The organism is Pullulanibacillus pueri, from assembly GCF_014639255.1.
Classification (GTDB): domain Bacteria; phylum Bacillota; class Bacilli; order Bacillales; family Sporolactobacillaceae; genus Pullulanibacillus; species Pullulanibacillus pueri.
In genome coordinates this window covers 1-21,167 of the sequence record NZ_BMFV01000027.1, presented here as the reverse complement: position 1 = coordinate 21,167, position 21,167 = coordinate 1, and the positions used below count along the sequence as shown (strand labels likewise).

The 21,167-nt window shown below is 42.9% G+C and carries 17 protein-coding genes and 2 other annotated features; of the genes, 3 read left to right on the top strand and 14 right to left on the bottom strand.

Translation table 11 applies throughout. The features are described 5' to 3' along the window. Nucleotides 1-279: 279 nt before the first annotated feature. Complete coding sequence (gene msrB, locus IEV91_RS15375) at nt 280-1,230, bottom strand: peptide-methionine (R)-S-oxide reductase MsrB (protein ID WP_188498313.1); 951 nt, start codon at nt 1,228-1,230, stop codon at nt 280-282. A 184-nt stretch (nt 1,231-1,414) separates the two neighbouring features. On the opposite strand from msrB, the gene pdxK reads away from it, so the two are divergent. Then, a complete protein-coding gene (pdxK, locus tag IEV91_RS15370) occupies nt 1,415-2,224 on the top strand; it encodes a pyridoxine/pyridoxal/pyridoxamine kinase (protein WP_188498312.1) in 810 nt (269 codons plus the stop codon). Between the two features lie 301 nt (nt 2,225-2,525). On the opposite strand, the gene IEV91_RS15365 is transcribed toward pdxK, so the two are convergent. After that, nucleotides 2,526-3,785, bottom strand: coding sequence for a BaiN/RdsA family NAD(P)/FAD-dependent oxidoreductase (locus IEV91_RS15365; protein ID WP_188498311.1), 1,260 nt, complete (start codon nt 3,783-3,785; stop codon nt 2,526-2,528). Between the two features lie 193 nt (nt 3,786-3,978). Between IEV91_RS15365 and IEV91_RS15360 the strand changes: the two genes are divergently transcribed. Next, entirely contained in the window at nt 3,979-4,737 is a 759-nt protein-coding gene (locus tag IEV91_RS15360) for a PIG-L deacetylase family protein (RefSeq protein WP_188498310.1), read from the top strand. Nucleotides 4,738-4,798: 61 nt separating this feature from the next. Here the strand turns inward: IEV91_RS15360 and IEV91_RS15355 are convergent, their stop codons facing one another. From IEV91_RS15355 to IEV91_RS15300, 12 genes are all read right to left on the bottom strand, one after another. Further along, complete coding sequence (locus IEV91_RS15355) at nt 4,799-5,416, bottom strand: RsiV family protein (protein WP_188498309.1); 618 nt, start codon at nt 5,414-5,416, stop codon at nt 4,799-4,801. Between the two features lie 367 nt (nt 5,417-5,783). Then, nucleotides 5,784-6,335 (bottom strand): YdhK family protein, encoded by a 552-nt coding sequence (locus tag IEV91_RS15350; RefSeq protein WP_188498308.1) that lies wholly within the window; start codon nt 6,333-6,335, stop codon nt 5,784-5,786. Nucleotides 6,336-6,797: 462 nt separating this feature from the next. Next, nucleotides 6,798-8,174 carry an argininosuccinate lyase gene (gene argH, locus IEV91_RS15345; RefSeq protein ID WP_188498307.1) on the bottom strand — a complete coding sequence of 459 codons (1,377 nt, stop codon included), beginning with the start codon at nt 8,172-8,174 and terminating at the stop codon, nt 6,798-6,800. Then, entirely contained in the window at nt 8,131-9,387 is a 1,257-nt protein-coding gene (locus IEV91_RS15340) for an argininosuccinate synthase (protein WP_188498306.1), read from the bottom strand. The genes argH and IEV91_RS15340 overlap by 44 nt, the downstream gene beginning before the upstream one ends. An 82-nt stretch (nt 9,388-9,469) precedes the next feature. Continuing rightward, nucleotides 9,470-10,432, bottom strand: coding sequence for an ornithine carbamoyltransferase (gene argF / locus IEV91_RS15335; RefSeq protein ID WP_188498305.1), 963 nt, complete (start codon nt 10,430-10,432; stop codon nt 9,470-9,472). A gap of 5 nt (nt 10,433-10,437) precedes the next feature. Further along, entirely contained in the window at nt 10,438-13,677 is a 3,240-nt protein-coding gene (gene carB, locus IEV91_RS15330) for a carbamoyl-phosphate synthase (glutamine-hydrolyzing) large subunit (RefSeq protein ID WP_188498304.1), read from the bottom strand. After that, entirely contained in the window at nt 13,661-14,749 is a 1,089-nt protein-coding gene (locus tag IEV91_RS15325) for a carbamoyl phosphate synthase small subunit (protein ID WP_188498303.1), read from the bottom strand. Before IEV91_RS15325 ends, carB begins: the two co-directional genes overlap by 17 nt. Before the next feature lie 19 nt (nt 14,750-14,768). Continuing rightward, nucleotides 14,769-15,956, bottom strand: a complete 1,188-nt coding sequence (argD, locus tag IEV91_RS15320; RefSeq protein WP_188498302.1) for an acetylornithine transaminase — start codon at nt 15,954-15,956, stop codon at nt 14,769-14,771. Next, nucleotides 15,949-16,752 (bottom strand): acetylglutamate kinase, encoded by an 804-nt coding sequence (argB, locus tag IEV91_RS15315; RefSeq protein WP_188498301.1) that lies wholly within the window; start codon nt 16,750-16,752, stop codon nt 15,949-15,951. Before argB ends, argD begins: the two co-directional genes overlap by 8 nt. Nucleotides 16,753-16,767: 15 nt before the next feature. Further along, nucleotides 16,768-18,003 (bottom strand): bifunctional ornithine acetyltransferase/N-acetylglutamate synthase, encoded by a 1,236-nt coding sequence (gene argJ, locus IEV91_RS15310; RefSeq protein WP_188498300.1) that lies wholly within the window; start codon nt 18,001-18,003, stop codon nt 16,768-16,770. Nucleotides 18,004-18,031: 28 nt separating this feature from the next. Next, entirely contained in the window at nt 18,032-19,072 is a 1,041-nt protein-coding gene (gene argC / locus IEV91_RS15305) for an N-acetyl-gamma-glutamyl-phosphate reductase (RefSeq protein WP_188498299.1), read from the bottom strand. 152 nt (nt 19,073-19,224) lie between these two features. Continuing rightward, nucleotides 19,225-19,464 (bottom strand) — a binding site (T-box leader). Nucleotides 19,465-19,619: 155 nt separating this feature from the next. Beyond that, nucleotides 19,620-19,855, bottom strand: a binding site (T-box leader). Nucleotides 19,856-19,916: 61 nt separating this feature from the next. After that, nucleotides 19,917-20,132, bottom strand: a complete 216-nt coding sequence (locus IEV91_RS15300; protein ID WP_188498298.1) for a gamma-type small acid-soluble spore protein — start codon at nt 20,130-20,132, stop codon at nt 19,917-19,919. Between the two features lie 193 nt (nt 20,133-20,325). On the opposite strand from IEV91_RS15300, the gene IEV91_RS15295 reads away from it, so the two are divergent. Next, a complete protein-coding gene (locus IEV91_RS15295; RefSeq protein WP_188498297.1) occupies nt 20,326-21,009 on the top strand; it encodes a Na-translocating system protein MpsC family protein in 684 nt (227 codons plus the stop codon). The last annotated feature ends 158 nt before the right edge of the window (nt 21,010-21,167 follow it).

Here is a 21,167-nt window from a genome sequence, read left to right as displayed (position 1 = left end):
AATCACATAACATAGATTACCACCGATTTTCGGTTTTTGAATCATGTTTTTTTCTATTTCAACATTTGCTCACGACTTTATAACAAATTTGTCACTTTTTCTTCTTTAATTGTACATATTTGCGCTTTGAATCGTGAGAATACTCACAACAATGGCTTTGATAGACCTCTTCATGGTTGAATTTGGTTATTGACAACCCTCAATTCTTTGTGCCTTTTTTTCGAAAGGAATATAAAAGGGATATTGAAATTTTCAACATCCCTTCTTTTCCGTTATTTTTTATTTAAAGAGCTCTTTATATTCTCCATATCCTTCTTTCTCAAGATCTTCCTTAGGAATAAAACGCAGTGCTGCCGAATTTATACAATATCTTAATCCTGATGGCCCTGGTCCATCATCAAAGACATGACCAAGATGCGAATCCCCGAAGGTGCTACGTACTTCTGTCCGAATCATCCCATGACTCAAATCCGTTTTGTCCTTAATATTCTGCTTCTGTATAGGCTTTGTAAAACTGGGCCACCCACAGCCCGCATCGTATTGATCCGTTGAGCTAAATAAAGGTTCACCGGAAACAACGTCTACATATATCCCTTCTCCCCAGTCCTTGTAAAACTCATTTTGGAAGGGCCTTTCTGTCGCATTATTCTGCGTGACTTCATATTGAATATCTGTGAGGCGCTTTCGTAACTCCTCTTTATCCTTTTTCGCAGTCCAATGCTCCTTGATAAACGCCTTTCGTCCAGATCCTTCTTGATAGCGCTCATAATGCAACGGATTTTTCTTATAATATGCTTGATGATAATCCTCTGCAGCGTAAAAAGCTACTGCTGGTCGGATAGGAACCACGATCGGCTTATTAAAGCGGCCACTTTCCGCTAAAGCCTTCTTAGAAGCCTCAGCAAGGGTCCTTTGTTCCTCATTATGATAAAAAATAGCGGTTTGATAAGAGCTACCTCGATCAAAAAATTGTCCCCCTGCATCCGTTGGATCAATTTGAGTCCAAAAGGTTTCAAGGAGTTTTTTGTAAGGAAAAATTTCTGGATCAAAAGTAATTTGTACGGCTTCTACATGTCCCGTTGTTCCCGTTGTCACTTCTTCATAGCTCGGATTTTCCTTTTCTCCACCTATATACCCTGAAACCACACTGATGATTCCGGGAAGCTCATCAAACGGTTTGACCATACACCAAAAACAGCCTCCCGCGAATGTTGCCTTTTCTTGACTCATTGCCGTCCACTCCATTCATTACTTTTTTTCTACTATAGCGTGTTTTATTAATGATTTTCCAACGTCATGCTTTTAAAACAGCTCTTAATATGTATATAATTTACCCAGTTCCTTCTATTGGCACTCTTTTAGAAGGTGATTATAATGGAAATAAGGAAATTTACACATAAGGGAGACTTTCACAATGAAAAAAGCACTCACAATTGCTGGATCAGATTCCTCTGGTGGCGCAGGACTCCAAGCAGATATAAAAACCTTTCAAGAACTTGGCGTTTATGGAATGTCTGCTGTAACGACGATCGTAGCTATGGATCCTTACAACAACTGGTTTCACAATGTATTCCCTGTTGACGTCGATACCGTCAAAGCCCAACTGGATACCATCGTTGTTGGCGCAGGGGTTGATGCTGCCAAAACCGGTATGCTTGGCTCACCCGAAATCATCGCACTTGCAGCCAAAACGATTAAAGAGAACGGGATAAAAAATATTGTCATTGACCCTGTTATGGTTTGTAAAGGAGCCGATGAAGAACTTCATCCTGAAAACACAGAAAGTCTACGCGATCTCTTAATCCCCTTAGCTACTGTGACAACACCCAATCTTTTTGAAGCGGCTAAGCTTGCGAAAATGGCACCTATTACAACCATTGAACAAATGAAGGAAGCGGCCAAAAAAATTCATGACCTCGGTGCCCAATATGTTCTTGTTAAGGGTGGTAACAAATTAGAGGAAGGCAATGCTGCTGATGTTCTCTATGACGGGACAAGCATTGAAGTCCTTGAATCCGAGCGTATTGAGACGACTTACACGCATGGTGCTGGATGTTCAAGTTCGGCCGCTATTTGCGCTGAACTTGCCAAGGGCGCAAGTGTCAAAGAAGCCATTTATACGGCGAAGGACTTTATTACGGCCGCTATCCGCCACGGGTTCAAGCTCAATCAGTTTGTTGGCCCTGTCCATCACGGCGCTTATAAGCTTTACGGTAAAAACTAAAACATTAAAATGCCTTTTGAGCTGTCCTAAAGTTGGACAGCTTTTTTACATTTGCCAGCATGATAAACCCGCGCGATCACTCTTTCAGGAAATAGTATGTGGGCTACCTTCTCTTTTGCCATTCAAGCTTGGTGACACTTTTATAGATGAGGATAGCCCAAGGGTTCTTAAAAGGTTATAGAGTATCCCACTCTGGTTTTCACACAGTGTCATTTCGCTCCAATCCACATACTATTGACAGTGCCATTTGTATTTAAGACTTTTCCAACGTAAAGAACGAGTACACTTTAACCCGTTTTTATTATGTTAAAGTAGCTGCGGCATGGGATCCAGCTAAGTGCCCTGTGGAAAAGGCGGCTGTAATGTTATATCCCCCTGTATACCCGTGGATGTCCAATATCTCCCCACAGAAATAAAGATCCTCCACTATTTTTGAAACCATTGTCTTGGGGTCAATTTCTTTTAGGGAAACACCCCCACCCGTGATAAAGGCTTTTTCTATCGAAAGCGTCCCGTCTACTTTAATTTGAAAACCTTTAAGGGCCTTGGCAAAAGCTCGAACACCGCTATGCGGTAACTCATGATAGGTAAGTTCAAGCGACAATTCAACCTGTTTGAGTAAAAAATGTAAATAACGCTCAGGGACCATGCCTTTCCAAACATTTTTAAGGGCCTTCTTCGGGTCACTTTTCGCCAGCTGCAGTAGGCGTTGAAAAAGCTCCTCTTCATTTAAATCAGGATAGCAATCAATTTCAATCGGAATATAGGCCGCCTTGAACTTTTTTAAGGCCTTAACGACGAATTGACTACAACGCAAAATCGCAGGACCTGATAAGCCAAAATGGGTGAAAATCATATCCCACCGGTGCGTGACGATCACCTTCCCTTTAGGATTGAGCACTGACACCGCAACATCCCGTAAAGCTAGCCCTTGCAGTTCTTTATTTTTAATAAATGGCTCCCGTGAGGTTAGTGGCACTTCCGTCGGATAAAGTTCTGTGATCGTATGTCCTGCCATTTTAGCCCAGGCATACCCATCTCCAGTTGAACCCGTGTTAGGAACGGACTTGCCACCTACAGCAACAATGACCTTTTGGCTCGAAATCTTCTCTCCACTTTTAAGCTTCACGCCCACTGTGCGATCGCCTTCAAAAAGAACAGTGTCTACAGGTGTGTTTGTCCGAATCTCAACATTGAGACTGCCTATTTTCTTCAGTAAGGCGTTGACAACGGATTTCGCACTATCCGTCACAGGGAACATCCTGCCATGATCCTCTTCCTTGACTTTGATCCCTAGGTTTTCAAAGAAGGTAATAATATCCTCATTATTAAAATGAGAGAAGGCACTGTATAGAAATCGCCCATTTCCCGGTATGTATTGAATCAATTCATCTATAGGTTTTCGATTGGTGACATTACAACGTCCTCCACCAGAAATAGCGAGTTTACGTCCGAGCTTGTCTCCTTTATCTATAAGAAGTACAGAGGCTCCACCTTCAGCGGCAGCTACTGCTGCCATTAACCCTGATGGGCCGCCACCAATAATTATGACATCCTTCATGTGTTTCCCTCCCGACATCCACGCTTACTTTAGCATAACCACCGCCTTTATGCCATTATCCATCCCCGAGGAAGAAGGCACCCCCTTGATTCTCCCTTCGTTTTCTTAATTCCTCTCCAAAAAATGTTTTTGAATAGTGACATCCTTTTCGCAATATATTGGTGTAAAGTGTTTAAAAATGGAGGCTTTTCCTATGACATCCTTTCAAGTGCAATTGCCTGACCTTTTGCAATATAAAAGAATACTCTTTATTCAACCGCACCCAGATGATAATGATATCGGCGCCGGAGCAACCATCGCAAAACTGGCGGCTTCCGGTTGTGAAATCCACTACCTCACCGTAACCGATGGTCGTTCCGGAAGTGATGATCCTGATCTCTCTTCAGAAAAGTTAATATTCACAAGGCGTGAAGAACAACTCGCTGCCGGTCAACGCTTAGGGGTTCATTCCTTTCATTGGCTTGACTATCCCGATGGTCATCTCGAAGATACCGAATCTTTACGTAGCGATTTGATTTGGAGTATCCGATTAATCCGCCCTGATGCCATCATTACCGTTGACCCATGGCTCCCTTATGAAGCCCATATCGACCATGTTGTCACTGGAAAAGTCGTTTCCTATGCTGGCTTATTCAGTGGTAATCCACACTTTTTCCCTGAACATTTAAGTAGTGGACTTGCTCTCCATCGCGTTGAGGCGATTGGGTATTATGCGACAGCCCAACCTAATACACAGATCAGTGTGGATAAGTATTGGACACATAAAATCGAGGCCATTCGTTGTCACCAAAGTCAATTTTCAGGGGAATCACTGCAATTTCTTGAAGACTACCTAACTACTCAAGCTAAAACACTCGCCGTTCACGCCAAAAGAGGGAGTCAGTTTGTTGAAAGCTTCAAGCTCCTCACACCACTCATGCTCCACATGAATACCCAAGCTTTTAGCATGTAACAACAAATGTGAATAACATGTGAATGGTATAATCTGTCCTTACACGTAAATCGGGAATCACCTAGCTATTGGTGGCCATTCTTCCTAATGGACCATCATTAGTCAAGAGATCCTGCAACTCAAAGGCTGAAATAGGAAACATCGGAAAACCAACATAATAAGGGGTTATCGCGTAAAGCTGAAAATAGAGAACCAGTGATTTATCTGCGATATAAAAGTCCTGATCGGGCGCTACCCCCTTAAACTCTCCTAAAAGGGGGATGTCTCTTTCTTTAATCTGTCGTGCAACATTCTGTGATAAAACACTAACATAATCAGTATTCGGCTTAAATAAAGCCCCCAATTGATAAATCTCACCATTGTAAATATTGAAGGTTAAGGATTTCTTATAGGTCATCCCATGGGCCGCATGCTCTACATAGACCGAATTGGTCAGCAATACGCTTAAAACTCCACGTTCATTGGTTTTAATCTCAAAGGGACCCTGCTGTACGGCGATACCACTTTCAGGTGGCATTTGCTGTTGCCTTAGTTCATTCACCGCTGCAACAATCGTTTGATTCATTTTTTCCATCGCCGCACTTGGGCTCCCTGCGATTATTCTCGGGTAATGGATCGTTCCCCCTTGGACTTGCCATGTCATCGGTTGAATCATAAGCGGTAACGCGAGCTCATCCATTTTCTTCACTCCTTTTTCCCTATACATATTCAAGTTAAGGTGTGCTGCCCACTTATTTTTATGTAAAAGTAGAAAGGGCCTGAGACAGAAGTCTTTAAACACAGAAAAACCCGAGCCCCACTCGCCATTATTCTGAAATGAAGGCTCGGATTTAAATAATTTATGACTTGCAGATGAAGGACTCCCTCACAATACTTCGCTTTCCTCGGGCTTAAGTCCTGTGGAGTCTTGCTAGTCTTCCACTTCCTGAAGGAGTCTCTATATTTTGACTACACTTCTCATTTGCTATTATACTGTTGTCTTTTTCGTTCGATATTTATGTTCATGATCTGTTTTGTGTACTATCACTATCACTCTATGTCATCGTTCATTTGACCTGAGGCGTAATTTCCTCTTCAGTCACCCACTTGTGATTTTTCACCGGTTTTCCATCTGTAGTCGGTTGGTAATCGACCATGTAAACAGTCGTCTTTTCAGAGGAAACAATTTTGGCAGATGCTCCCTTCATGCCTTTCATATGATTGGCCTCTAGGATCACTTTTGTTCCCGGTTTTAAGGTTTGATGTCCTGCGCCTTTAATTTCTTCCTGAATCACCCATTTATGATTTTTCACCGGGTGACCACCTGTGGTTGGTGTATAGTTCACAACATAAGCCGTTGTATGATAAGCCCCTTTGATCGTCGCCTTTGCTCCTTTCATGCCTGCCATATGATCGGCCTTCAGAATGACAGGACGACCTACTTTATAGGTTGGATGCTCAGCCACTTTTAAACCTTTAGGAATTTCAGCTGAACCTAAATGCTCCATATGGGAACTCACAGCCATACTTTTATGCTCTTTTGATGACTCATTATTACTACACGCCACTAGCGACAGAGCCACTACCAGCCCGACTATTCCTATGACATACTTTTTCATAATCGCCCTCCTAAGAAGCTCGTTTTTATCAAATCTAATGAACAGAAGGTAAAAATTGCTGCCAAGACTCGTGTTATCTTAGCCTTTTACCCTCCTAGCCATTATTACCTTATAAAAAGTGATTTAAAAAGAACTCCTTAGACATATTCGGGAGAGATAATAAGAATATCATCGTAAAGCTTTTTCGGTCCTTAAAGGATAAAGTCAGAAGAACCCTACACCGATTTACTGCACCCAAGAAACGAGAGTATAAAATCTATACCATGGCATCGCATCGTCTGTAATCTAGCAGATTGAAGCAGAAGACTCGAGACTCCGAAGGAAAAAGCACGCATCCAGGGATCCACATCTTCTTGTTGAAGACAAGGCTGTCCATTAAAAAAAGGAAGGTCACTTTGATAGTAAGAGAAGTTCAACTTACTATGCTCGTTATCCTTCCTCCGCGTGCGATAAGCATGTTTTTTAATTTAAAAGCTTACTTTCGGCAAGCTGTAATTGCTGTTTAATTTGTTCTGGAGAAGTCCCGCCGTAGCTTTTCCGGGCACCCATAACATTTTCTGGTTTAAGGACTTCAAATACGTCGTCTTCAAATAGCGCGTTAAATTGCTTAAATTCTTCAAGGCTAAGGTCAAGTAAGTATTGTCCTTTTTGAATCGCGTAATATACGATTTTCCCAATGATTTCATGGGCCTGACGGAAAGGTAAGCCTTTATTGGCTAAGTAATCAGCAATGTCAGTGGCATTTGAATAGTCTTGTGTCACCGCTTGGCGCATATTATTCGTCCGGACCGTCATCGTTTCAAGCATAGGTGCAAGCAGATTCAAGGCTCCGTCTAATGTGGCAACGGTGTCGAACATCCCTTCTTTATCCTCTTGCATGTCTTTGTTATACGCGAGCGGTAGGCCTTTTAGGACCGTCAGTAACCCGATCAAGTCACCATATACCCGCCCTGTTTTCCCACGCAATAATTCAGGCACATCCGGGTTTTTCTTCTGTGGCATAATACTCGAGCCTGTGCAGAAAGAATCATCAAGCTCAATAAATTGAAACTCTTGGCTGCTCCAAATCACCAATTCCTCAGATAACCGAGAAATATGGGTCATAAGAATGGAAGCAATCGATAAAAATTCTAAGATAAAATCTCGATCACTGACCGCGTCCATACTGTTTGGATAGATCATTTCAAAGTCTAAGAGCTCAGCGACGCGCTCCCGGTTTATTGGAAAGGTCGTCCCCGCTAAAGCCCCTGCACCTAGCGGTAACCAGTTCACCCGCTTCACACTATCCTGCAATCTTTCTTTATCACGTTCAAACATCCAAAAATAAGCGAGAAGATGGTGAGCAAAGGAAACAGGCTGGGCCCGTTGTAAATGGGTGTATCCAGGTAGAATGGTATCGACATTTGTCTTTGCCTGGGTAACCAGCGCTGCTTGGACGTGGTCAACGAGCTGAATTAACTTTTTCGTTTGCGCCCGAAGATACAAATGCATGTCGGTAGCTACTTGATCATTACGGCTACGCCCGGTATGCAGCTTTCCTGCTACCGGACCGATTTCGTCTGTTAAGAGCTTTTCAATATTCATGTGAATATCTTCATGCTCTACAAGAAACTTGACTTTACCGTTTTCTATTTTTTGTAAAATTGTTTTTAGACCTGCCTGAATTTGGTCCGCTTCGGCCGTGGTGATAATGCCACATTCCCCAAGCATTTGCACATGAGCGCGGCTGCCTTCGATATCTTCCTTTGCGAGGAGTTGATCGAATTCAATGGATGCTGTATACAATTCAACTAATTTATTTGTTTCCTTCGTGAACCGGCCGCCCCACAGTTTGCTCATGGTTATCCCCCTGCTTTTCTTTGTTGTGAATTTCAGAATAAACTTTTGTTGATAAGCCCCAAAGCTTAATAAATCCAACGGCTGCATTGTGATCAAACGCATCCCCTTTGGTATATGTGGCAAGTTCTTCATTATATAAGCTCAAATCAGACTTCCGAGCAACAACGACATGAGAGCCTTTGTGAAGCTTAACACGAACAACTCCTGTCACCGCCTTTTGTGTTTCATTGACGAAGGCATCAAAGGCTGCTTTTAATGGTGAATACCAAAGACCGTCATAGATGAGCTTTCCAAATTGTGTGTCGACTGTCGATTTAAATTGAAGCACTTCCCGAGTCAAAGTTAAAAATTCGAGTTCTTTATGTGCATTGATCAAGATTAGAGCTGCAGGATTTTCATATATCTCACGTGATTTAATACCCACGAGTCGGTTTTCGATATGATCAATCCGGCCGACACCATGAAGCCCACCTTTTTCATTTAAGGTTTCAATGAGCTCAACCAATGAAAGGTTTTCACCATTCAAAGCGACAGGAACCCCTTGTTCAAAACTAATCTCAACATACTCTGCTTCATCTGGTGTTAGGTGAATTGGATTGGTCCAATCGTAGGCCTCTTCTGGTGCTTCGTTCCATGGGTTCTCAAGCACACCCGCCTCACAAGCCCGCCCCCAAATATTGGCGTCAATAGAGAAGGGGTTATCAAGATCAACAGGAATCGGAATGCCCTTTTTCTCTGCATAGGCAATTTCTTCATCCCGCGTCATTCCCCATTCCCGAACCGGCGCTACTACTTTTAAATTAGGATTTAAAGCTTGGATAGAAACCTCAAACCGCACTTGATCATTTCCCTTTCCGGTACAACCATGAGCAACAGCGACAGCCCCTTCTTGTTCAGCAACATCCACTAAAAGCTTGGCGATGAGCGGCCGCGAAAGTGCTGAGGAAATCGGATATTTGCCCTCATATAATGCATTTGCTTTTAACGCCGGTAGAATATAGTCTTCAGCCAACATCTCTTTGGCATCAATCGTGATTGCTTTAATCGCACCAACGTCTAATGCCTTTTGCTTGATGGCCTCGAGATCCTTACCTTCTCCAACATTAAGACCCAGTGCAATCACATCATAATTATATTTTTCTTGTAACCATTTTATAGAAACAGAGGTATCTAACCCTCCAGAATAAGCTAATACTACTTTTTCCTTCACCATTTTAATCTCTCCTTTTTTTTCTGGGACAGGGTTCCTGTCCCCGTGTCCCGTTGGCGGGTGGGACAGTAAACCTGTCCCCGTGTCACACTAAAGCTTTCAGTATTGCTTTTTGGGCGTGCAAACGATTTTCGGCTTCGTCAAAGACGACGGAATGTGGACCGTCGATAATCTCGGTCGTCACTTCCTCACCACGGTGGGCGGGGAGGCAATGCAAGAAGAGGTAATCCTCTTTAGCGTGGCTACAAAGCGCTGTATTGACTTGATAAGGAGCAAAGATTTTTAGACGCTCTTCTTTTTCCGCTTCTTGCCCCATACTCGTCCAGACGTCTGTGACAATAATGTCTGCATCAGTTACAGCTTCTTCAGCTGAAGTTGTAAAGGAAACATCACTTTGGGTGACCTGTGCTTTTGCCTTGACCTCTTGAAAGATGTGATCGTTAGGGGCATAGGCCTCTGGGCTGGCGACAACTATATCCATACCCACAGCCACTGCACCTTCGAGAAGCGAATGACACATGTTGTTGTTACCGTCACCGATATAGCACATTTTAAGTCCCTGGAGTTTGCCCTTATGTTCATAAATCGTTAAGAGGTCAGCCATCACTTGCGTGGGGTGATGCAAATCAGTTAGACCATTGATCACTGGAACATTGGCGTTCTCTGCAAAACATTCAATCGTCTCGTGGGCAAACGTCCGAATCATCAAACCATCCACGTAACGAGACAAGACCTTTGCGGTATCTTCTACCGTTTCGCCACGGCCGAGTTGAATGTCGTTGGAGCTTAAGAAAATCGCATCACCGCCAAGCTGCTTCATCCCGACAGTGAAGGATACTCGTGTTCGAGTTGATGACTTTTCGAAAATCATCCCTAAGACTTTTCCACTAAGATAAGGATGTGGTATCCCTTTTTTCTGAAGGCTCTTCATTTCTAATGCTGAGTCTAGTAAATACAATATTTCATTGGGTTGATAATCTGATAGCTTTAAAAAATGTTTTGCCTTTACCGAAAGAGGGTAAGGGGCAATAATATCCGTCTTCATCATTTCATTCACTCCCCGTGATGGATAAGCTGTCCGCTACAATACTCTGTTAATGTTTGAACTTTCGTCTGACCCTTCTTTAAATCTAAGTGAGCGATCGACGTGGCGATATCTAAACTGGTATACAAAGGCATTTGGAACCGTAAAGCGAGTTCCCGTAAGTAAAATCCTAAAGTCACATGATTTCTACCTTGTGTCGGTATATTAATGATCGCGGCCACTTGCCCCTTTGCCATAAACGCCTTCATGGTTTCTTCATCTTTCACAACGTTCTCAACCGCAATAGCATGAGCCTGATAATAGCTTGCCGTCCTTGGCGTTGCCACAATTTTAAACCCTTGAGCTTGGAGCCCTTGAATCAACTCAAGACTCTTCGCTTGCTCTCTTTGGGTTACTGAGCAAAAAATATAGGGCTTTTCTTCCGTATATTGAAACGGATTGATTTCATCGGGTAATATCGCTTTGATAAGGGCATCATGTAATGACTTCCCTAGACCTAAACGTTCCCCTGTCGACTTCATTTCCGGCCCTAGAGCAGGATCAACATCCTTTAGCTTTTCAGTAGAAAACACCGGTGCCTTTACGGCGTAAAAGCCCTTTGGAGTCGCTAATCCGTTTTTCAACCCTTGGTCCGCTAAGGATTCACCTAACTGAATGGAGACAGCTGCTTCCACCATGGGAACACCGGTCACTTTACTGACAATCGGTACAGTTCTTGAGGAACGTGGATTCACTTCTAACACATTGACCTCTGCCGTTGCAGGATCAATGACAAACTGTATATTCATGAGGCCCTTGAAGTTTAAGGCCTTGCATAATTTCATTGTATAGTCCGTAAGTGTGGCCATAATCTCCTCAGAAAGGGAGACGGCTGGGAAGATGGCGGTGCTATCCCCAGAATGAACGCCCGCTTTTTCAATATGCTCAAAAACCCCAGGAATATGGACGTGGCTCCCATCACTGATAGCATCTACTTCACATTCGACACCGGAAAGATACCGATCAACCAATAACGCACCTTGTTGCTCAAACGTTTTAGCATGATTCTCAATGTAACGTTCTAATTCCTTCTCCTCATAAAAGATAAACATCGCTTGCCCACCAATGACGTAAGAAGGACGCACAAGGATAGGAAAGCCAAAATCTTTAGCCGCTATCCGTAATTCCTCAATGCTATGGACGGCCGTGCCTTCGATATGTGGAATCTTTAAAGTATTCAACAAGTCATAAAAGCTTTGGCGATCTTCGAGTTGATCAATGGCCTTCGTTGAAGTGCCTAGAATCGGAATCCCCGCCTCCTCTAGTCCATTGGCTAGATTAATAGCTGTCTGTCCCCCGAATTGAAGGAGCACACCTTCAACTTGCTCTTTTTCTATGACATTTAAAATGTCTTCTAAAGCGAGAGGCTCGAAGTATAGACGATCAGCTACCGAAAAATCGGTACTCACTGTTTCAGGATTATTATTAATCACAATGGCTTCATAGCCTTTTTTCTTCACCGCAAGAGCTGCTTGCACTGAACAGTAATCAAATTCAATGCCCTGCCCAATCCGAATCGGCCCCGAACCAATGACCAATATCTTTTTCTTGTCACTTACACTTGCTTCATCTTCCCCAGTCCAGGTGGAGTAATAATAAGGGGTCTGTGCCTCAAATTCCGCTGCACAAGTATCCACAAGTTTATAACCTGGAGCCAAGCCAAAGCTTTGCCACTTCGCTCGGACTTGTTCCTGCGAAACGCCATACAGCTCTGCTATGCGGTGGTCACTAATATTCATCTGCTTGGCGTATTGCATTAATGTTTTTGGAACATCGTCTATTGTATAAGAAGATAATTGCTGCTCCATTTCTAAAATACTTTTCATTTTTTCAAGGAACCAAGGATCAATCTCTGTGATTTCATGAATTTCCGAAACCGTCATCCCCCTAACAAATAGCTCTGTCATCGCATAAAGTCGCAAGTCTGTAGCTTCTGTCAGATGTCCGAGCAATTCCGTCTTCTCAGCTTCTTTAAACGCTGGGTAGTGAAGACTTGATAATCCCATTTCCAGTGAACGTAAGCCTTTATTTAGCGCGCCTTCAAAGGTCCGGTCAATCGCCATGACTTCACCCGTGGCCTTCATCTGTGTCCCCAGTTTACGTTCCGCTTCAGTAAATTTATCAAAAGGGAACCTTGGAAGCTTCACGACAGCATAGTCTAAAGCGGGTTCAAAGGAAGCGTATGTTGTCCCTGTTATCGGATTAATAATTTCATCAAGATTAAAACCGATCGCACATTTTGCCGCCGTTCTTGCAATCGGATAGCCGGTGGCTTTGGAGGCCAATGCCGAGGACCGGCTCACCCTTGGATTCACCTCTATAATAATGTAGTCATCAGAATGAGGATTAAGGGCAAATTGGATATTACAGCCTCCGACAATATTCAAAGCGCGAATAATTTTAAGTGATGCACTTCTTAAAAGTTGATATTGAACATCTGTTAATGTCTGCGAGGGAGCGACTACAATGGAATCCCCCGTATGCACACCGACTGGATCAAGATTTTCCATGTTGCAAACAATCACACATGTATCGTTGGCATCACGCATCACTTCATATTCAATCTCTTTCCAACCTTTAATGCTTTTTTCGATCAGCACCTGATGGATTGGACTTAAAGTTAAACCTCTCTTTAAAACGGTCTCGAGCTCCTCCTCATCATAGGCAAACCCACCACCCGATCCACCTAAGGTATACGCTGGTCGAATAATGACAGGAAATCCTGCTTCCTCAACAAATTGTTGCCCCTCTTCAAACGTATGAACAATCCTCGACTCAGAAATAGGCTCCTGAATATTGATCATGAGTTCACGAAAAGCTTCGCGATCTTCACTCGTTTTTATAGACTCTACCGATGTCCCTAACAATTCGACACCATGCTTGGCTAAGATCCCTTTTTCATATAACTCAACGGCTAAATTGAGTCCTGTTTGCCCACCTAATGTGCCAATGACACCATCGGGCTTTTCCTTTGTTAAGATTTTATCAATGGTCTCTACCGTTAAAGGTTCTATATAAATGTTGTCAGCGATTTGTTCATCCGTCATGATTGTTGCGGGATTATTATTAATCAGCACAACTTCAATATTTTCTTCTTTTAGTGCAAGGCAGGCTTGGGTCCCCGCATAATCGAACTCTGCTGCTTGCCCGATGACAATGGGACCTGACCCGATCACCAATACCTTGTGTATATCAGTACGTAGTGGCATAAGACGTTTCACCCGATTGTTTTATAGTATGCAAAAATTGTTTGAAAATATGGTACGTGTCCGTGGGTCCAGGATGGGCCTCAGGATGAAATTGAACGGTGACGACAGGAAGTTTTTTATGCTTCAGTCCTTCAACAGACTGATCATTCACGTTTCGGTAACTGACGACAAAAGTCTCCTGATTAATCCCTTCATCGGTCACCACGTAACTGTGATTTTGTGAGGTCATCCAGACCTTCCCTGTTTCCAATTCTTTTACAGGGTGGTTACCTCCTCGATGGCCGAAATGCAGTTTATCTGTCTTCGCACCATAAGCCAGCGCAATGAGTTGATGCCCTAAGCAGATGCCTAAGGAAGGGAAGGTTTCCGTCATTTTTTTGATCTCAGGTAACCATTCTTTCAGTGCAGTTGGATCCCCTGGACCATTACTAAAGACAATGCCATCTGGTTTTAACTCCACCAACTCGGCATAGGTCGTTGTATAAGGCGCCACTGTTACGGAGCACCCTTCGTCTAACAAGGCCGTTAAAATTGATTTTTTAAAACCGTAATCCATTAAAACAACATGGGGCCCATTCCCTTTATAATGCTGCATTTGGGCTGTTGATACTTTATCCACAAGAGAGGGCGCGAGGGTCGCTTGAGCAATCCAAGTCTCATAAATATCAGGTGTTGTTGTAATGATCCCTTTCATCGTTCCAGCCTGACGAATTTTTTTCACAACTGCACGCGTATCTACACCTGCCAAGCAAGGAATGCCCGCCCGCTCTAAGTTTTCTGCAAAAGATTTAACAGAAAGATAGTGGCTTGGCGTCATACAAAGATCGCTAATGACCACCCCTGCCATATGCAACCCATTACTTTCATCATCTATTGCATTGATGCCATAGTTTCCAATAAGGGGGTAACAAAATGTCATGATTTGGCCGGCATAGGAAGGATCGGTTAAAATCTCCTGATAGCCGGTCATACTTGTATTAAAAACAACTTCACCAGTGATGGAGCTGTTATGTCCTAATAATGTGCCTTCGAATCGATCGCCTGTCTCTAATAAAAGATAACCCTTTTCCATTTCCAAGCCTCCCCTTCCTCTATAACTGTTGAAAGACGTCCTTTAAAACGGCAAGACACGCATCAATCTCTGCTTCTGTTGTTGTCAATGGCGGTAAAATCCGCACAACATTCGGTCCTGCCACTAACACTAAGACTTGAAGGTCACGTGCCTTATTGACAATCTTTATTGCCTCAGTAGTGGTCACTAATCCTAAGAGCAAGCCTTTTCCTCGGACTTCTTTGATTTGATCCGGAAATTGCGCCTGTAAGTCTTGAAGAGCGGTTAAAAGGTACTTTCCGTTTTTTTGCGCTGTTTCTAAGATTTCGTCACTTTCAAATACATCAAGAGTCGCGAGTCCCGCTGTAGCTGCGAGAGGATTCCCACCGAATGTGCTTCCATGACTCCCGGGCTCAAAGGCTTTGGCGGCTTCAGCCTTTGCTAACATAGCCCCTATAGGAAACCCTGACCCTAAACCCTTTGCAAGGGTCATCACATCGGGCAGAATCCCATATTGTTCGTAAGCAAAGAGTGTTCCCGTTCTGCCTATCCCGGTTTGAATTTCATCAACCATCAGGAGTATGCCTTCCGCCTGACATTTCTTTTCAAGGGCTTGCACCCATTCAAGGTCCGCCGGTATAACGCCGCCTTCCCCTTGGACAAGCTCCAACAATACTGCACAGGTTTTTTGCCCTGACAACTGTTCCAAAGCCTCTGAATCGTTATAGGGTAAGTAACTAAACCCTTCTAAAAGCGGAACAAAACCATCCTGAATTTTTTCTTGACCCGTGGCTGACAAGGTCGCCATTGTTCTTCCATGAAAGGAATGCTTAAACGTCACAATTTCAAAAGCTTCACTCTGCTTCACCTTTTTTGAATAACGCCGTGCCAATTTGATCGCCGCTTCATTAGCTTCTGCTCCACTGTTGCAGAAAAAGACTTTATCATGACAGCTCAACGCTGTGAGTTTCGCTGCTAATTGTTCTTGAGCTGGAATGTGATACAGATTCGAGCAATGCCAAAGTGTATTGAGTTGCTCCTCCACCTTTTCCTTCACCTGTTCAGGAACATGACCGAGGTTACAAACAGCAATCCCCGATGTGAAATCGAGATATCGAAGACCTTCACTGTCCCAAATATAGCTCCCTTTTGCTTTTGCCATTTCAACAGGAAAGCGACTATAGGTTGGCATCACCGATGATTCACTTACGACTTGTGGATTAGGCATGAGAAACCTCCTCATTCAGTGTTATTTTTGTTCCGACTGTTTTTCCTGCAACATAGGCCGTTAATTGATCAGGCTCAAGTCCATTAAGGATAACGGCCTCTTTCACACCATTGTGTAAACCGTCAATGGCTGATTTTACCTTAGGAATCATACCGCCCGTGATGACACCATCGATAATGAGCTGTTCAATTTGTGCTGATGTTGCTTCTCTAAGGACCGAAGACGTACCGTTAGCGGTAACCTGGATACCCGAAATGTCACTCGCAATACACAGATAACCTTTTAACGCTTGAGCAACAGCAGCTGCTGCTGTATCGCCATTGATATTGTACCGCTGCCCCTTGTAGTCCATGGCTAGAGGTGAGATAACGGGAATATAACCAAGTTTTGCTTGATGCTCAATCAGTTCCGTTTCTACATGAACGATTTTTCCTACGAAACCTAAAGTATGGTCAGGATCATTGGGAATAGCTTCAAGTAACCCGCCATCTATGCCGCTCATCCCTACGGCTTGCCCGCCTGCAGAGACCAACTGCCTTACAATTTGCTTATTGACTGAGCCGCTTAACACCATTTCTACGACATCGAGAACTTCTTCTGTCGTGACTCGAAGTCCTTGGTGAAAATGGGTCTCTATTTGCAATTTATCGAGAAGATTAGAAATCATTGGACCTCCGCCGTGAACAATGACAGGCACCCACTGACCATTTTTTTGTATAGACACTATCGTCTTGTAAAAGGACTCTGATAATTCCTGAAAAGCACTCCCACCACATTTAATAACTAAATACTTCACTGACCGTTCGCCTCCTCAAGTCCGATAAGAAGCATTGATTCTGACATAATCATAGGTGAGATCGCAGCCCCAAGCTGTCGCGGTCCCTTCACCCTCTTGAAATTCCACAAAGATTTGTACGGTCTCTTTCATCAAATAATTTTTGGCCGCTTCTTCGTTAAAGGGCACTGGCAAACCTTCTTCAACAACGACAATTGGTCCAATAGCGACCTTAATATTCGTAGCAGAGAAAGGAACGCCACTATAACCTACAGCACAAACAATGCGTCCCCAGTTGGCATCTGTTCCATAAATGGCTGACTTTACGAGGTTAGAACCAACGATCGCTTTGGCAATTTCTTTAGCGGCCACTTCGGTTGCTGCCCCTTTCACTTGGACCTCTACAAGTTTGGTTGCTCCCTCACCATCACGTGCAATTTTTTTCGCTAACGTCTCCGCCACATAATGAAAACCGGAAACAAAGGCTGGCCACTGTGGATGATCAGCGTTCAGTTTATTATTTTTCGCCTGCCCATTGGCTAAAACCAGTACCATATCATTTGTACTTGTGTCCCCGTCAACAGTAATCATATTGAAGGTTTCGTTTGTTGTTCCTTTAAGCAACTCCATGAGCGCTGACTGATCGACTGCTGCATCTGTGGTGATAAAACTCAGCATGGTTGCCATATTGGGATGAATCATTCCTGATCCCTTCGCTACGCCACCAATGGTAACCGTCTCTCCGTCAATATCTAGCTCAACTGCTACTTGTTTCGTACAAGTATCGGTAGTTAAAATCGCCTGAGCAAAGTGATCGGCTTTGGGTTGCTCTAAAGCAATTTCCTGAATCCCTTTTTTGACTTTATCCATTGGTAGTTGATCACCAATCACACCCGTTGAAACCACTGCTACATAATGATCCGCTATAGACAGATGATCAGCAAATGCATGACGCATTTCATAAGCATTGTCCAATCCTTGCTTCCCGGTTACAGCATTCGCAATTGCCGAGTTCACAACAATCGATTGCAGCTTATTTTCGACCTTAAGGCTTTCCTGAGTCACCTGAAGGGGGGCTGCTTGAAAAACATTAGTGGTATATACCCCAGCTGCATTAGCCGGAACTTCCGAATAGATCCATCCAAGATCTAAATTTTTATATTTAAGACCGCAATGTAACCCGCCTGCTGAAAAGCCTTTAGCTGAAGCGACATTCCCGTCATGAATCACTTTATAATCTTGATGCTCTGTACTTACTGTTGCCTTCGTCACGAGACTTCCTCCTTTAAAACCACATGGCTTAGGGATAGACCGGTGTCATTGTTAAGCCTGTATTTTCATCCCATCCGCACAGAATATTCATATTTTGTATTGCTTGCCCTGATGCTCCCTTGACCACATTATCAATGACCGAAACTACCGTTAGCCTATTCGTGCGTTCATCAGCCAGGAGACCTATATCACAATAGTTCGAGCCTAAGACCTCCTTAGTCGTTGGCCAATGACCTAACTCTCGGATTCTCACAAACGGGCTGGAGGCATAGAAACTTTTGTATGCTTCAATAATGGCCTCTGATGATTGAGACGCCTTTAATTCAGCATAAATCGTACAAAGAATGCCGCGCGTCATCGGGACAAGATGGGTAGAGAACGTCACTTTGACGTCTTGCTGGGCTACCTCTGTGATCGCCTGCTCAATCTCTGGTATATGTTGATGAGACCCGAGCTTATAAGCTTTAATACTTTCATTGACTTCACTGTACATATTCGCCTGCTTTGCCCCGCGGCCTGCGCCAGAAACTCCTGATTTCCCATCAATGATAATGGTATGGGGAGCGATAAGACCTAGTTCAACAGCTGGGAGAATACCCAAAAGCGTTGCAGTTGGAAAACATCCCGGATTAGCAATGAGTTTTGCCACACTAATTTGTTCTCTAGTAAATTCGGATAAACCATAGACCGCTTGCTGCAATACATCAGGGTTCGCTACGCATTCGCGACCGTACCATTTTTCATATTGTTCTGCCTCTTTCAAGCGAAAATCACCAGATATATCAATGCATCGTATTCCTTTTTCTATTAATTCAGGGATAAGCCCTTGACTAACACCCGCTGGCGTGGAGAAAAAAACAAGTTCCACACGCTTAGCGATCTCATCGGCATCCGCTTGTTCCAATTTCTTCTCACATATTCCACATAAATGTGGGTAGATTTCATGGATATGTGTCCCGCTTGTTGAATGTGAAATCAACATGTCAATGTCTACATGGGGATGCTGTGAAAGCAATCGAATGAGTTCCACACCACTGTATCCATTGGCTCCTACAATACCTACTTTCAAAACCCTAGCTCCTTTCTATCCTTTCAATCTCTTATTTAAGACGGTCTTTGTTTTTAGAAATGATAGTGTTTCCCGAAACACCTCTCGTACCTTAAAAAGGCCCAGCGCTCTTTGCTCAGTTTGTCTAAATAAAAAAACACCCATCTCTTAATCAAAGAGACGAGTGCTTTAAAAGCAAACCCGCGGTACCACTCCTGTTGTTCTCATCACTTCTTTTCGAGAACCGGCTCCAACGCTTGATAACGGGGCGAAACCCGAGTGACGCTACATTGCTTTTCCGTTCACGTCACTATCTCCAAAGTGCGCTTCATCACATGTTCCATACTAGGCTTCCACCCTCCCTAGCTCGCTTTGACTTCCCATGTGACTACTCTCTTTTTCATAGACTTCTATAATGAATATTCAAAACATCCTAAGAACACAGTCTTTTTATCCTGTAATAAATGCCAAATGCAGCGTCTGCCATTCTTTCGGATATACCTTCTTCTCATTTTCAAAGAATTCCACACCGCGTTATAAAATTAAAAACGCCCGCCTCCTTTTTAATAAAAGAGACGAGCGCTTGAATATGCATAGCCCGCGGTACCACTCCAATTGTTCCTGTACATCCGGAACCTACTTGGTCCTTGTTAACGGGAGGAACCCGATCGACTCTAATAAAAAATTTCGTTCAAGTCGACATCTCTAAAAGTGCGGTTCATTACATGTTCCGTACCAGGCTTCCACCCTTCCTGGCTCGCTTTGACTTTCCATGTAACTACTCTCTTTCGTCATTGACTTTCCTTATTGATTCATCATTATACTCCGTTTGTAAGATAAGTCAACAGCCTTCTTTAAAAAAATCTTATTGCTGATTATTTTTTTTATAAGATTCCTGGATTTCCCTTTTAACTTCTTCCACATCCGTATCACTATATCTGCCCGTCCCGTATCCCCCCATTTCACGAGCAATAAAGGCTTTTGCTTCATTGTATGACATCCCCGATTGTGCATTTTTTGCTTTCACTTCTTCAATATCTGTTCCCACGATGGTTTTTTTATTGCTTCTCTCCTGATCCATGCTAACCACCTCCTTCTCATAACTTGAGAAAAATGATGGGGAATTATACTAAGCGAGGCATACTATTTACTTATTTTGGTTATAATTAATATTCCTTAATTGAATGGATTGCATTTATCGTCTATTCACTTTAAAATAAAATTTGGATAAAAGAAATGATGCTTTTATCTAAGGACAGAAGGTTTGATAGCCATTGAGTAAACCTTTTCAAAAAGAATTAGCGAGTTTTGTTGGTAAATTGCTCCGTGATCATTTTGGTAAGGGACCAGAATCTGTCTATGTTTCTACTCAGGGTCCTTTCCTAACAATTTACTTAAAAAATTTTTTGTCACCCATGGAAAGCGTGCTTTTTGGCCAAGGGCAAGATGTCACCATCGAAAAGACCCGAGACATGATGATGAAAGCACTTCTTCCAGAGATGAAAGCCTATATCCAGCATGCCACTGGTATAGCTTATAATAAGTTTTATTACGATTGGTCTTTACATAACAAAAGCGGAATAATCGTTGGTTATAACAGAGATCAACTTGACCAGCTTGAGGAAATCACTTACAAGGGCAAAGAAGCCTTTGAAAAGGAAATTGATAGTATCAGCCATATTGTGCAACGGTCTCCTGGGGCTATTCATTCTTACTTCATCAATTCTAGAACTCTGATTGTGATTCGCGAGGAAATTCTTATTCGACTTGAGAAAGAATTAATTCGCCAAGGGCATGATGAATTATTAGTATTAACCAAAAGAAGATTAGAAAAAGAATACTTCCATAACAATAATCATTTTGAGACTATTTTAGAGGCTCAAATCACTGATATTTTTGTTGACTGGGACTTTATGCACGATAATGGTTTGATTATTTTTATTCTTAATCCAAAATAAGGTGGAAATGAGCTGGACAATAGAGTCAGACATGAGCCAAAGTAAGAGGATAATACCTCATACTTTGGCTTTTTATTATGCTTCTAAAAAAGGGGCTCTATTATATATGTTGGGGTTTGTAGACAATTTACAATGCTGTTTTGGTTAAGTGAAAAATA

Bases quoted from the DNA above. Each gene is read 5' to 3' on its own strand.
- msrB (WP_188498313.1), bottom strand. From the start codon at position 1,230: ATGAGTCAAGAAAAGGCAACATTCGCGGGAGGCTGTTTTTGGTGTATG.
- argF (WP_188498305.1), bottom strand. From the start codon at position 10,432: ATGATGAAGACGGATATTATTGCCCCTTACCCTCTTTCGGTAAAGGCA.
- IEV91_RS15340 (WP_188498306.1), bottom strand. From the start codon at position 9,387: ATGGTGAAGGAAAAAGTAGTATTAGCTTATTCTGGAGGGTTAGATACC.
- carB (WP_188498304.1), bottom strand. From the start codon at position 13,677: ATGCCACTACGTACTGATATACACAAGGTATTGGTGATCGGGTCAGGT.
- IEV91_RS15365 (WP_188498311.1), bottom strand. From the start codon at position 3,785: ATGAAGGATGTCATAATTATTGGTGGCGGCCCATCAGGGTTAATGGCA.
- IEV91_RS15355 (WP_188498309.1), bottom strand. From the start codon at position 5,416: ATGGATGAGCTCGCGTTACCGCTTATGATTCAACCGATGACATGGCAA.
- IEV91_RS15360 (WP_188498310.1), top strand. From the start codon at position 3,979: ATGACATCCTTTCAAGTGCAATTGCCTGACCTTTTGCAATATAAAAGA.
- IEV91_RS15300 (WP_188498298.1), bottom strand. From the start codon at position 20,132: ATGGATCAGGAGAGAAGCAATAAAAAAACCATCGTGGGAACAGATATT.
- pdxK (WP_188498312.1), top strand. From the start codon at position 1,415: ATGAAAAAAGCACTCACAATTGCTGGATCAGATTCCTCTGGTGGCGCA.
- IEV91_RS15325 (WP_188498303.1), bottom strand. From the start codon at position 14,749: ATGGAAAAGGGTTATCTTTTATTAGAGACAGGCGATCGATTCGAAGGC.
- IEV91_RS15350 (WP_188498308.1), bottom strand. From the start codon at position 6,335: ATGAAAAAGTATGTCATAGGAATAGTCGGGCTGGTAGTGGCTCTGTCG.
- argH (WP_188498307.1), bottom strand. From the start codon at position 8,174: ATGAGCAAACTGTGGGGCGGCCGGTTCACGAAGGAAACAAATAAATTA.
- argD (WP_188498302.1), bottom strand. From the start codon at position 15,956: ATGCCTAATCCACAAGTCGTAAGTGAATCATCGGTGATGCCAACCTAT.